The following is an 11,232-nucleotide window of genomic DNA, read 5'->3' on the forward strand; positions in this document are numbered from 1 at the left end:
AGAGGATTACGCTTCCAGCCCGGCCGGCCCCTCGGACAGCACTGCACGCAGTGTGGCGAGCTGTCGCTCACGCGATCGTGAGGAGAACAGTTCGTGGCCGCCGTCGTAGAGGCGGATCCGCTCGGCCGGGACGCGCTCGCCGATCGCTCGCGTCGAGACGACCTGATCGGTCAGCGAGCAGAAGACGACGGCCTCGTCTTTGGCGGGCGGAAGGGTCCGGTGAGCCTGTTGGACTGTCCGGAGAAAAGCTGGCGAGACGCGATCGGCCCCCTCGGTAACCTGTCGCGCGGTAGCGTGAGCACCGAGCAACGACGGATCGTCGATCCCGCTGGGCAGCAACTTCACGTCGAGTGGGAACCGAGCAAATAAGTCCACCAGGCGTCCCCCATTCGCCGAGGAGAACCCCCACCACGGACTGAGATACGTCGTCGTCGAAGACTCGATGTCCGCGTGGGCGACGGTAAGCCCACCGGCGCTGTGAGCCAGCACGGCGGGGTTCGTGAGGGCGGCGGCATACGCCGAGACGGGATCGACCCACTCACGTTGGACGTCGGTAGCGTGGACCGGCAGCGTCGCTGTGTGGACTCGCCAGTCCTCGGCGAGTCGGTCGAGCAACCAGCGCACGGGCTCGTGGGTCGGCCGGTTCCCCCAGCCCAGGACGAACAACAGATCCGGATCGCTGTCGTCGCCAAAGCGGTCGAACTCCATGGCGGGCGTTGTCACCCGCGGCGGAAAAATCAAACCCCCGCAACGACCGGAAACCGTTTTGTCCATCCCGGCCCGAAGGTGGTCGATGAGCGATTTCGATCGCGACGTAGCTGTCGACCGCCTCGAAGGCATCCTCGAGGCAGTCGAACAGGAGACGATGCCGGTTCCCGTTCGTGAAGTCTGGGTCTACGGCGATCTGGCGCTGGGCCTCGATCCCGTCGAGCGACTCGACGTCTACCTCACGAAGGACCTGCTGTTCGGGCAGGCCAACGCGGAAGCGACGGCGTTGAACGAGAAGTTGGGCGTCGAGGGCATCGGCGAAACCGTCCGGACGGAGTGGGCTCGTGACCACCCGGACGAAATTGCAGCCGCCGCCAGCGGCCACGTCGCACCCGAGCAATGTCTCGCCGCCCACCTGACTGAAGCAGGCGAGCCGGTCCATCTGGAAGTCTGCAACGCTTCCTTCGAGGATAACGTCACTCGACGACTCGAAGGCGCACTCGCCCGCGGGAGCTACGAGGAGATCCTCGATCCACGCGGCGTCTGTCTCTGGCACGAAGGGACGCGATCGTCAGAGGCACTCGAAAAACTCCGGACAGGGGAGTACGTCTTTCCCACCCTCGCCGAGGCCCTCAAGCAGCTGGGGGCCGACGAGCAACAGGCCGCGACGGCCGCACAGACGCTGGGCGAGCAACGCGAACGCGAGCGTGGCGTCACTGTTCGCGGAGACGTACACTGACGGGAGGCGCCAGCGAGCAAATCACTCCGGGACCTGGCCGGTTGCGACGTAGAACGGGACCGTTTCTGTGCGCTCGTAGCTACGATCGCGCATCTGCTCGACGACAGTCCGCCCCATCTCGCGCCAACGTTCACGGAGCGCGTCGTACTCCGAAACGGAAAGGTCGCCCGAGAGCATCGTCGCCCGGTCGTCGTCGAGTCCCTGGCCGCTGACCTTGCGCTTTGCAGCTTCGAGGTTCTGCTGTGAATAGGGTGGCTCGATAGTCCGTTCGTGATCGTAGCGAGCGACGTCGATCGACGAAAGCCCCTCATTCTCCAGCAGTGGCCGCAATTCCGCCCCCAGCGCGACGTTCGTCCCGACGCCCGATAGATAGTGACGCCGTGCGGTTCGTGCGAGCGGCGGCTCGGTCGAGACGGTCGACTCGACGGTAACGGCACCGTTGTCCGGCTCGATTACCGCGACGCCATCCCGCGAAACGCGGACGAACTCCGCGAGGGCTCGCTTGGGTTCGGCAAGATTGATCAAGAGTGCCTGACAGACCACGAGGTCGAACGCATCGTCCGGGAATGGAAGGCGATACGCATCACCAGCAACGACCGGCGACACGAGGTGAGCCAACAATTCGGGGTCAGCGTCACAGCCGATGACGTCGCCATCGGTTTCCTCTCGCAGCACACGCGTCAGTTCGCCGGTCCCACAGCCGACGTCAAGGACGCGATCGCGGGCCGGAAGGTCAAGCGCGGAGAGTGCTTCGCGGGACTCCGCCCACATCCCGCGACGCGTGTGTTCGAGATACTCGGCGTCGAACCGGCGCATACGTCACCCTGACTATCTCCGGTGAAAAGCGAGTCGATCAGCGACTGTCTATGCGAACGGTTAGGCGTCCTGGCGCAGTTCCCGGGCGCGCTTTACGTTCCAGGCGAAGCCGCGTCCGTCCTCAGTTGGGGTCTCGAGAACGAACGGCAGGTCCCGGAGGTCGGGATGAGAGACGATCGATCGAATACCCTCCTCGCCGATCTCGCCTTCACCTAGGTGGGCGTGTTCGTCTTTGTTCGTCCCACAGGCGTGTTTCGAGTCGTTGAGATGGATACACTCCAGAGCATCCAAGCCGACGACCTCATCGAATTCGCTGACTGTCTCCTCGACCGCCTCGGTGGTCGATAGGTCATAGCCCGCGGCGAACATATGAGCCGTATCCAGGCAGATGCCAAGCTCCTGGTCACTTCGATCGAGGACCGTCGCCAGGTGTTCGAACTCGCCCCCGAGTTTGGTCCCGCTGCCGGCGTCGGATTCGATTAATACCGTCACGTCCGCGGGCACGTCGAGTTCATCGAGCGCGCTCGCGGCGTTGTCCAGCCCGGTACCGACACCAGCACCGGTGTGGGCCCCGAGGTGGACGTTCACGTACTGGATATCGAGTTTCGCGGCGGCCTCGACTTCCTGTTGGAGACTGTCGATCGACTTCGCCCGGAGGTCGTCCTTTGGCGTACAGAGGTTGACGAGATACGACGAGTGGATGACCCAGGGTCCGACATCCGCGTCCGCGGAATGCTCACGGAACGTCGTTGCTTCCGCGTCCTCGAAAGATGGGTCCTGCCAGACCTGCGGGGAGTGTGAGAAAATCTGTCCACAGTTGCCGTCGTACTCCAGTTGTTCCTCGAGGGCGTTCGAGACGCCGCCGGCGATCGAGGTGTGTGCACCGATTCGCATAGCAGAGAATCTAACCGGCGCGCTCAAAGTCGCTTCGAAGGTGACAACCGGACCGACACAGCCCTCGGTGGTCGAGATTGTATATAGCTTTATTTGGTTTACGTCGCTGGTGCCCACCCCGACACGTCGGGCTTTTGCCCGACAAACTCCTACCAAGGGATAATGGTCTCGAACGTCGCGCCTCACCTCGCGGAGCTAGAACCCGAGGATTTCCATCTCCTCTCTGGGATCGAGCAGGGAATGCGCTTCTCGGAGTGGGTCGCCCGCGAAAAGCTGCCGGAGTTTTCGCGGCTAACCACAGAGGACGCCGACTACCGGCTGGACCGGTGTGAAGATCGCGACCTGATCGAACGGAAGACGATCCAGTATACGGGGTTCCGACTCACTTTCGAAGGGTACGACGCACTGGCGTTGCACACCTTCGCCGAGCGCGAAACGATCGAAGGTGTCGGTTCGAGCCTGGGCGTCGGCAAGGAAAGTGACGTTTACGAAGTCCAGTCGTACAAGCCGCTGGCGTTGAAGTACCACCGGGAGGGATACACGAATTTCCGGGAAGTGATGCGTGAACGGGAGTACACCGCCGACCGTGAGCACGTCTCCTGGCTGTACACCGCTCGAAAGGCAGCCGAACGCGAGTATGGCGCATTGGAGGAGCTGTACCCAGGGGTCAACGTCCCGAGACCGGTCGATCACAACCGTCACGCGATCGTCATGGAGCGGATGGACGGCGTCGAACTCTCCCGGACCAAACTCGAACCCGGGCAAGTTCGGCCCGTCTTGGATCTCATTCTTCAGGAAATGGCCAGTGCCTACGAAGGCGGCTACGTCCACGCCGACATGAGTGAATACAACGTCTTCGTCGGCGAGGACGGCGTGACGATCTTCGATTGGCCACAAGCGGTCGAAACCGACCACGAGAACGCCGCGGAGTTACTGCAACGTGACGTCGAAAACATTATCGGGTACTTCGAGCGGAAATACCCCAGCCAGACCGATGATATCGATCCGTCAGCGTGCGCGCATGCGATCGAAAGTGGGACGTTCGAGTCGGTAACGGCCTAAGGCGCCGCTCTGCCCAGTGAAAACCCGGCATAGCCGGATTGCGAACGACCCTCATAAATCAGTTATCGCTATAGGAAATGACGAACAGCAACAGAACGTATCGACGGGGACGGCGACATTACCGACCGACGATGAGATGGCGAAAAACAGCCCCAAGCTGGCGAAAGTGATACCACGCGAGATCGCGTGGTCCGGTCAGCTCTTGGAAGGAGATACCCACGGCCTCGATTCGGAGGTCGGCAGCCGTCGCCGCGAGAGCGACAACACCACAGTCACAGGCAGGGCCGACGGAGATATGAGGAAGTGCCAAAGCCCTGATCGCCCACACGTCGGTCGACGGATCCGGGACACCAGTCGTTCGAGTGACTAGCTTGTTCAACGTCCACTCCGAAAGACGATCGAGTGCCGGCCGGGTCCCGAAGACGATATCCGCCTCGCCAGCAACAATCGGGGCAACAACGTCGTCGACCTCTCCGGGATCGTACGCGCCGCTCGGTTCAAACAGTGCAATGATATCACCTGTGGCCTGGTCGAACCCCGTCCGGAGTGCTTCAGCACGACCCTGTGGAACGTCGTGAGAGACGACACTCGCGCCGGCCGCCTCGGCGGCAGCAGCCGTCGCGTCGTCGGAGCCGTCGTCGACAACGAGTACGTCGTACGTCGCGACGAGCGTTGCGACGATTCCCCCGATGCGATCGGCTTCGTCGCGAGTCGGAACGACGACAGTGACCGAGTCGTCCATGGGCACGTTCAGGTCACCCCAGACTTGAGCCTGCGGGTATGGGCTTCGAGAAGAGTTCGAAGCGCTTAAGCGCCCAACGAGGGTACAATCGGCAACTCGCTGGTCTGCGGGCAGCCAGCGGGCACCTGTTCGACAGGTCGGAATGTGGCCGGACGGCCGGCTGAACCATCCAACGCCCGCGGTGAAAACATGGCACGAAGCTTCTATTCACACATCCGAGACGCCTGGAAAGATCCGGACGACGGCAAGCTGGCCGAACTCCAGTGGCAACGCATGCAAGAGTGGCGCGAGCAAGGCGCCATCGAACGCGTCGAGCGACCGACGCGACTCGACCGGGCACGCTCGCTCGGGTACAAAGCAAAACAGGGGATCGTCGTGGCACGGATCAGTGTCCGGAAAGGCAGTGCGCGCAAACAGCGACACAAAGCGGGTCGGCGCTCGAAGCGACAAGGCGTCACGCGGATCACCCGCCGGAAGAACCTCCAGCGCGTGGCCGAAGAACGCGCGACCAAGAAGTATCGCAACCTGCGCGTCCTCAATTCCTACTGGGTCGGCGAGGACGGCAGCCAGAAGTGGTTCGAAGCGATTCTCGTCGATCCCGATCATCCGGCGATCGAAAACGACGACGATCTCAACTGGATCTGTGACGACTCACAGGCCGACCGTGCGCTGCGCGGCCTCACGAGCGCCGGACAGCGCAACCGGGGCCTGAACGTTCGCGGAAAAGGCGCCGAACACACACGTCCCAGCAATCGCGGCGACAGCGGTCGCGCGAAGTAGCGACGCGACGATTCTCTTTCGGTTCGACATACGTCCAGAGGCTATTCTGGGAGTTGAGACTGGACAGGAGCGAAATCGAAGCGACCAAAGCAACGATCGAGAAAACGAGAGAGATTACCGAGCTGCTGCCGCGACGCGCTCTTTCTCTTCTTTCTGGTTGACGGCGTAGGTCCCGACATCGTTGTCGGCAGCGCCCACGAGTTGCTGGGCGAGGGCTTCTTCGGCATCGGTCGGCGTCTTGAAGGAGTCGTTGTAGACGCCTTCAGCGAGGAACTTCAGTGCCTGGTCGACCCGACGCTGCGGGGAGATGTCGACAGCTTTGGGCACCGAGATGCCACCGTATTTCAGGCGGACCGTCTCTTCGCGTGGCGCACTGTGCTCGATCGCACCGACGAGGATCTGGATCGGGTTCTCGTCAGTTCGCTCGTGAACGATCTCGAAGGCCTCACGGACCATCCGAGTCGTCTGCTGTTTCTTGCCCGTGTTCTCGTCGGTCTGCATGAGACGGTTGATCAACCGTTCGACGATCGAGATCTCGGACTTCTGGAACTGCTTGGTGGCGTGACGGCCCATCGTGTGGGCGATCGGCGTAATCGTGATGTACCGTTCGGTCGACGGATCCTGGAACTCGATCTCGTCGGTGGCCCAACGACCGAACAGCTTCGCACCAGTCGTGCTTTCGGCGTCCTCGGAATCGGAATCAGTCTCGGCACTCATGGTTATCGCACCGGTTTCTCGGCGTTACCGCGAACCAGTTCGATCATCGAGACGCCGTTGACTTTCTCGACCTTGTAGTTGACTCCGGAGAGGTCGCCCATCGCACGACCCTTTGCACCGCCGATGCCAGCGATGGTGACCTCGTCGTGTTCGTCGATGAACGAGATAGCGCCGTCACCAGGACAGAAGGCCGTGACCTGTTTGCCGTTCTTGATGAGCTGGACCCGAACACACTTTCGGATCGCAGAGTTGGGCTGTTTGGCCTCGATACCGACTTTCTCTAGGACGATCCCGCGACCCTGCGGTGCTCCTTCGAGCGGATCGGACTTGGCTCCGAGCCCGCGTTCGCGGCGAGCGTAGTCGGAGTCGGACCACCGGTGTTGCTGGCGGTCCTTCTTGAGTTTGCGTGCGGCGTACTTGCCGTTTGCCATAGTGACCGCAAGTACCCCGTGAAGCTACTTAAGCGTCTTCTTTCGAACCTGGAGTTACCAGCCGGCCACGTCGACGACTGGATGGCCTGCCCGTAGGGCGTAATTATCTCGATTGATACTGCTGGCGTAATGTTTAGGCAAGCAGTTCCCGAACAGGATTGCAGATTCCTCATATGAGTGACGCCTCGGGACTGCTGGCACGGTTTGAACGGTTGTTACCGGATACGATCAGACGACGGTACCTTCGAAAGTTCTTGCTCGTGGTGGTAGTCGTTGGCCTGGTCGTCCTAGGGATCGGGATCTTTACCCAACAAACGGTCTCGGCAGAGCTTACCGAAAACCGGAACGATCAGTTGCAGGCGGCCACCGAGCGGACAGCCGACAACGTCCAACGGTGGCTCGAGCAGAAACAGGGGGCAGCGGACTCACTGTCGAAAGATCCGGCGATAGCGTCCGGAGACTCGGATTCGGGGATGGTAAACATCGCCCTCCAACGCGCAAAACTGAACGGCGGGGAGAGTCTCGTCGCAGTACACTACGTCAATGTTCCAAAGCGACTGATCCGCGACAGCAGCGTCGACGGACTCGAAAATACGTCGCTTGAATCCCAAAACCTGCGGTGGGGGACGACATCGAGCGGGGATGGGCTATTGGGGATCGATCGTGATACCGCAGGCACCAAAGAGGTGTACACGGTCGACAATCGCTCGCTGATCGCGTTTTCCAGCCCGACACAAAGCTTCATGCACGGAGTGGTTATGGCCTACGATCTCGACGCCCGGAGCCAACAGTTCCAGAACGTCATCGAAGGCGGAACCACAGAAGTTGTCTCGACGTCGGGATCGGTGATGATCCCCTCAAACGAGAGTCAGGTCTTCGACCAGTATCCGGGCGGTGCCAACGCGACGGCGTTACAGCGGGGCGCTAATACGAGTGGTATCTTGAATCGGGGCGATGAATTGGTCGCCTACGCGCCGGTCAACGGCACCGATTGGGTCGTGGTCAAGAGCGTCCCAACCGCGAACGCGTACGCGCTGAAAAATACGATCCAGACACACCTCATTGGCCTCATTGGAGCGGCACTCCTCGGCTTAGTCGTCCTCGCCGTCTACGTCGGCCGAGACGTCATTCCGCGTATCGCGACCGTCGGCGAGCAGGCATCCGCGATCGCCGAGGGAGACCTAGACATTGCCGTCCAAGACGAAGGACGGATCGACGAAATCGGACAAGTCAGAGACGCATTTCGGGAGACGACGAACTATCTACGGACGGTCGCATCGCAGGCTGACGCTCTGGCACGCCAGGATTTCGACGATCCGGCGCTCGACGAGCGAGTCCCGGGAGAACTCGGGGCATCGCTCGAAACGATGCAAGAGGACCTCCAAGCGTCAATCGAAGAGATCGAATCCGCCAGAGAGCAAGCCCAGGCCTCGAAACAAGAGGCCCAAGCCATGGCCGAATCGCTACAACAACAGGCCGACGAGTTCAGCACGGTCATGGCCGAGGCAGCCGACGGCGATCTTACCCAGCGGCTCGACGAGGACGTCGACGACGACGCGATGCGTGCGATCGCCGTCGCAGCCAACGAGATGCTGATGGAACTCGAACAGACGCTACAGGAGGTGCGTGCCTTCGCGGAGGACGTCGACGCGTCAGCGGAAGACGTCGCTGCGAGCGCCAGCGAAGTACGCCGGGTAAGCGAGGACGTCAGCGAATCGGTCCAAGACATCGCCGAGGGAGCAGATCGCCAGGACGAAACCGTCCAAGACGCCACCGACGAGCTGACCGATCTCAGCGCCGCGATCGAGGAGGTCGCCTCCTCGGCAGAGGGAGTCGCACAGAAGTCCCGACAGGCAGCCGACCTCGGTGAAACGGCAAGCGAACTCGGGTCGGACGCCCTCGGAGAGATGGACGCCGTCGAGTCCCAGGCCGAGACGACGATCACAGAGGTCGAACGCCTCGAAAGCGCCATGGAAGAGATCGGCGAGATCGCCGGCTTGATCGACGACATCGCCGACCAGACGAACATGCTGGCGCTGAACGCCTCGATCGAGGCCGCCCGGGCCGGCGAGGCTGGCGAGGGCTTTGCCGTCGTCGCCGACGAGATCAAGGGGCTGGCCCAGGAGACAGCCGAGGCGACCCAGGACATCGAGCAACGCATCCAAGAAGTCCAAGAGACGACCGACCACGTCGTCGGTGACATGCACGAGATGGGCGAGAGCGTCACCGACGGGATCGACGCCGTCGAAGATGCCGTCCAGCTTCTCGAACAGCTCGTCGAACAGGTCGAGGACGCCGATACGGGCGTCCAGTCGATCAACGATGCCACCGACGACCAGGCCGATTCCACGGAGCAGGTCGTCGCAATGATGGACGACGTAGGTTCGATCAGCGAACAGACTGCCCAAGAGGCCGAGTCGGTCTCGGCGGCCGCCGAAGAGCAGACCGCTTCGATCACGGAAGTCAGCGAACAGATCCAGGCCCTGGCCGACCGTTCGAGTGGCCTGCGCGATGCGGTCGAACAGTTCACCCTCGAGGCGTCTGGTCCCGAGTCCGGACCCGAGACATCCGAGACACAGGACACCGCAGCCGACGGTGGCAGCCAGGAGTGAGAAGGGAGTGACCTGAAAGGGTCACAGCCCCAGGCCGGTACTGTACTCCAGGGTGCCAAAGCCAGTTCCGAGTGAGGCGTCGGCGAGATTCGTGCCCTCGACGTTGCCGGCGAGGCCGGCCATGCGGAACATGTACTCGTTGTAACTCCAGTGAGAGGACGTCCGGCCACCCAGTCGCTCACGTTCGAGCCAGTTGCGTGCGTGGCCGTAGGTCCGGGCGACGAAGCGAACGTAATCGCCGTCGTCGTTCTCGACACGGACATCGAAGTCCGGATGCTCGCCGGTGTCAAGGAGTGGCTCGACAGTGACGCGGTCGAACTCGACGTGACCACTGCCATCGCCCCAGTGCCAGAACCCCGACTGTCTGAGCGGGATCGTCAGTCGTTCGAGACTGTTCGAAGAGAAGAATGTGTACCCCCGTCGGAACAGCTGTGGGCCGACGAACGGAACCATCACCGAGAAGGAGGTCCCATCCGGGAAGATCGCCCAGACCCACTTCCAGGGGAACAGGGGCAGATCGAAACAGACACGCTGGAAGTAACACGACCCGGACAGCGTCTCTTTGCCGTCGGGGAGATCGAAGGTTCCCTCGAAGTCGAGCTGGCGCAACGCGACAACTTCGATGCCACCCAGCGACGTGTCGATGTTCACGGACTGGTGGGGAGCCGTCATCTTCGAGTCGAGGGCGGCCCGAGCCTCGAACTCCGCTTCGACGTCGTCGCCGACAACCGTCACTTCCAGGCCGATCGGATGCTCTGAGAGTGCAGCCACCTCACTCCCACGTCTGGTCCCGTCTGCACGTTCCCGCCAAGCTTCGAGACGCTGGTCGTCTGCTGAGAGTACGGCTTCGGCTGGCTGCGTGACAACGTGATCGTGGACCTGTTCGTCGTCGCCAGCCCACCCGACAGTGGAAGCGTTGAATCTGTCGACGCCGTCGGAGACGGGGCGGTCAGCGTCCATCCCTGGGGCCGGGAGGTCGTTGACGCGACACTGGTCACCCACACAGGCAGCAACCGAGAACATCAGCTGTCGGGGGCCGTACCCCGCCTCGCCTTCGGGGAACAGCAAGAAGAACCACCACGAGGAGGAACTCCAGTTCTGTCGCCCGGGGTTTTGAGACCAAATCTTCTCGAAGACGCGCTGGTGCTCGGCCAGGGATCTATCTGTGAACTCCGCTGTCATCGCTCGTACGTGCCGATTGATGCCACGAACAAAGCGTGCATCGGTTTCGACTGTGGGGCCTCGATGGCGTTCGCCCAAGAACCGAGTTGCCAGTCCGTCTGCCGCGTCCGATTACGCTTCGGTCAATTCGATCTCGTCGAAGTCGAAGTGACGGGCAGCGAGTTCCCGGACGAGTTCGATCTTCCGGCCGTCCGCTCCGATCGCGATACCGATATCACGGTCATCGACGTCGACGCTGGCGAGGCGCCCATCCTCGTCGTCTTCGATCGTGACAGCCTCGATGGCTGCCGGCGCAAACGCATTTGCGAGAAACGCTGCTGGCCTGTCGGCATCTTCGACGAGCGTGACGTCCTGGCCGAGTCGCTGCTCGAGACGATCGACGGTCTCGCCGTCACGGCCGATCGCCTTGCCGATTTCGCCGGTTTTGATGACGAAACCCACGTGGTCGTGTTCGTCGTCGAAGACACAGTCCCGGACGGTCACGTCCGCAACGTCTTCGGCGATGGCGATCGCACGACGCTGTTCGTCCGACAGGGAGATCGTCATGCG

General features: G+C 62.0%; 12 protein-coding genes. 4 read left to right on the plus strand and 8 right to left on the minus strand.

Annotation, left to right across the window (positions count from 1 at the left end):
• Positions 1 to 6: 6 nt before the first annotated feature.
• Positions 7 to 708 carry an alpha/beta fold hydrolase gene (locus FR699_RS07000; protein WP_158854934.1) on the minus strand — a complete coding sequence of 234 codons (702 nt, stop codon included), beginning with the start codon at positions 706 to 708 and terminating at the stop codon, positions 7 to 9.
• Between the two features lie 85 nt (positions 709 to 793).
• Between FR699_RS07000 and FR699_RS07005 the strand changes: the two genes are divergently transcribed.
• On the plus strand, positions 794 to 1,447 hold the full coding sequence (locus FR699_RS07005; protein ID WP_154551130.1) for a hypothetical protein: 654 nt from the start codon (positions 794 to 796) through the stop codon (positions 1,445 to 1,447).
• A gap of 21 nt (positions 1,448 to 1,468) precedes the next feature.
• On the opposite strand, the gene FR699_RS07010 is transcribed toward FR699_RS07005, so the two are convergent.
• Together FR699_RS07010 and FR699_RS07015 are read right to left on the minus strand one after the other, a co-directional pair.
• Positions 1,469 to 2,263, minus strand: a complete 795-nt coding sequence (locus FR699_RS07010; protein WP_154551129.1) for a class I SAM-dependent methyltransferase — start codon at positions 2,261 to 2,263, stop codon at positions 1,469 to 1,471.
• A gap of 60 nt (positions 2,264 to 2,323) precedes the next feature.
• Positions 2,324 to 3,157, minus strand: a complete 834-nt coding sequence (locus FR699_RS07015; RefSeq protein ID WP_154551128.1) for a deoxyribonuclease IV — start codon at positions 3,155 to 3,157, stop codon at positions 2,324 to 2,326.
• 162 nt (positions 3,158 to 3,319) lie between these two features.
• Here FR699_RS07015 and FR699_RS07020 point away from each other — a divergent pair, with 162 nt between their 5' ends.
• Entirely contained in the window at positions 3,320 to 4,219 is a 900-nt protein-coding gene (locus FR699_RS07020; protein WP_154551127.1) for a serine/threonine-protein kinase RIO2, read from the plus strand.
• Positions 4,220 to 4,337: 118 nt separating this feature from the next.
• Here FR699_RS07020 and FR699_RS07025 read toward each other — a convergent pair whose 3' ends face one another.
• Positions 4,338 to 4,961 carry a glycosyltransferase gene (locus FR699_RS07025; RefSeq protein WP_158854935.1) on the minus strand — a complete coding sequence of 208 codons (624 nt, stop codon included), beginning with the start codon at positions 4,959 to 4,961 and terminating at the stop codon, positions 4,338 to 4,340.
• 189 nt (positions 4,962 to 5,150) lie between these two features.
• On the opposite strand from FR699_RS07025, the gene FR699_RS07030 reads away from it, so the two are divergent.
• Positions 5,151 to 5,741, plus strand: a complete 591-nt coding sequence (locus FR699_RS07030) for a 50S ribosomal protein L15e (RefSeq protein ID WP_154551125.1) — start codon at positions 5,151 to 5,153, stop codon at positions 5,739 to 5,741.
• 114 nt (positions 5,742 to 5,855) lie between these two features.
• Here FR699_RS07030 and FR699_RS07035 read toward each other — a convergent pair whose 3' ends face one another.
• Together FR699_RS07035 and FR699_RS07040 are read right to left on the minus strand one after the other, a co-directional pair.
• On the minus strand, positions 5,856 to 6,458 hold the full coding sequence (locus FR699_RS07035) for a 30S ribosomal protein S7 (RefSeq protein ID WP_154551124.1): 603 nt from the start codon (positions 6,456 to 6,458) through the stop codon (positions 5,856 to 5,858).
• A 2-nt stretch (positions 6,459 to 6,460) separates the two neighbouring features.
• Positions 6,461 to 6,889, minus strand: a complete 429-nt coding sequence (locus FR699_RS07040; protein ID WP_154551123.1) for a 30S ribosomal protein S12 — start codon at positions 6,887 to 6,889, stop codon at positions 6,461 to 6,463.
• A 173-nt stretch (positions 6,890 to 7,062) separates the two neighbouring features.
• Here FR699_RS07040 and FR699_RS07045 point away from each other — a divergent pair, with 173 nt between their 5' ends.
• Positions 7,063 to 9,501, plus strand: a complete 2,439-nt coding sequence (locus FR699_RS07045) for a methyl-accepting chemotaxis protein (RefSeq protein WP_158854937.1) — start codon at positions 7,063 to 7,065, stop codon at positions 9,499 to 9,501.
• A 21-nt stretch (positions 9,502 to 9,522) separates the two neighbouring features.
• On the opposite strand, the gene FR699_RS07050 is transcribed toward FR699_RS07045, so the two are convergent.
• Together FR699_RS07050 and FR699_RS07055 are read right to left on the minus strand one after the other, a co-directional pair.
• Entirely contained in the window at positions 9,523 to 10,683 is a 1,161-nt protein-coding gene (locus FR699_RS07050) for a hypothetical protein (protein ID WP_158854939.1), read from the minus strand.
• Between the two features lie 111 nt (positions 10,684 to 10,794).
• Entirely contained in the window at positions 10,795 to 11,229 is a 435-nt protein-coding gene (locus FR699_RS07055; protein ID WP_154551120.1) for a NusA-like transcription termination signal-binding factor, read from the minus strand.
• Between the last annotated feature and the right edge of the window lie 3 nt (positions 11,230 to 11,232).

The organism is Halorhabdus sp. CUG00001, assembly GCF_009797925.1.
Classification (GTDB): domain Archaea; phylum Halobacteriota; class Halobacteria; order Halobacteriales; family Haloarculaceae; genus Halorhabdus.

What these genes read in the sequence shown, in the direction of transcription:
- FR699_RS07000 (WP_158854934.1), bottom strand. Translation starts at nt 708, where the DNA reads ATGGAGTTCGACCGCTTTGGCGACGACAGCGATCCGGATCTGTTGTTC.
- FR699_RS07005 (WP_154551130.1), top strand. Translation starts at nt 794, where the DNA reads ATGAGCGATTTCGATCGCGACGTAGCTGTCGACCGCCTCGAAGGCATC.
- FR699_RS07010 (WP_154551129.1), bottom strand. Translation starts at nt 2,263, where the DNA reads ATGCGCCGGTTCGACGCCGAGTATCTCGAACACACGCGTCGCGGGATG.
- FR699_RS07015 (WP_154551128.1), bottom strand. Translation starts at nt 3,157, where the DNA reads ATGCGAATCGGTGCACACACCTCGATCGCCGGCGGCGTCTCGAACGCC.
- FR699_RS07020 (WP_154551127.1), top strand. Translation starts at nt 3,320, where the DNA reads ATGGTCTCGAACGTCGCGCCTCACCTCGCGGAGCTAGAACCCGAGGAT.
- FR699_RS07025 (WP_158854935.1), bottom strand. Translation starts at nt 4,961, where the DNA reads ATGGACGACTCGGTCACTGTCGTCGTTCCGACTCGCGACGAAGCCGAT.
- FR699_RS07030 (WP_154551125.1), top strand. Translation starts at nt 5,151, where the DNA reads ATGGCACGAAGCTTCTATTCACACATCCGAGACGCCTGGAAAGATCCG.
- FR699_RS07035 (WP_154551124.1), bottom strand. Translation starts at nt 6,458, where the DNA reads ATGAGTGCCGAGACTGATTCCGATTCCGAGGACGCCGAAAGCACGACT.
- FR699_RS07040 (WP_154551123.1), bottom strand. Translation starts at nt 6,889, where the DNA reads ATGGCAAACGGCAAGTACGCCGCACGCAAACTCAAGAAGGACCGCCAG.
- FR699_RS07045 (WP_158854937.1), top strand. Translation starts at nt 7,063, where the DNA reads ATGAGTGACGCCTCGGGACTGCTGGCACGGTTTGAACGGTTGTTACCG.
- FR699_RS07050 (WP_158854939.1), bottom strand. Translation starts at nt 10,683, where the DNA reads ATGACAGCGGAGTTCACAGATAGATCCCTGGCCGAGCACCAGCGCGTC.
- FR699_RS07055 (WP_154551120.1), bottom strand. Translation starts at nt 11,229, where the DNA reads ATGACGATCTCCCTGTCGGACGAACAGCGTCGTGCGATCGCCATCGCC.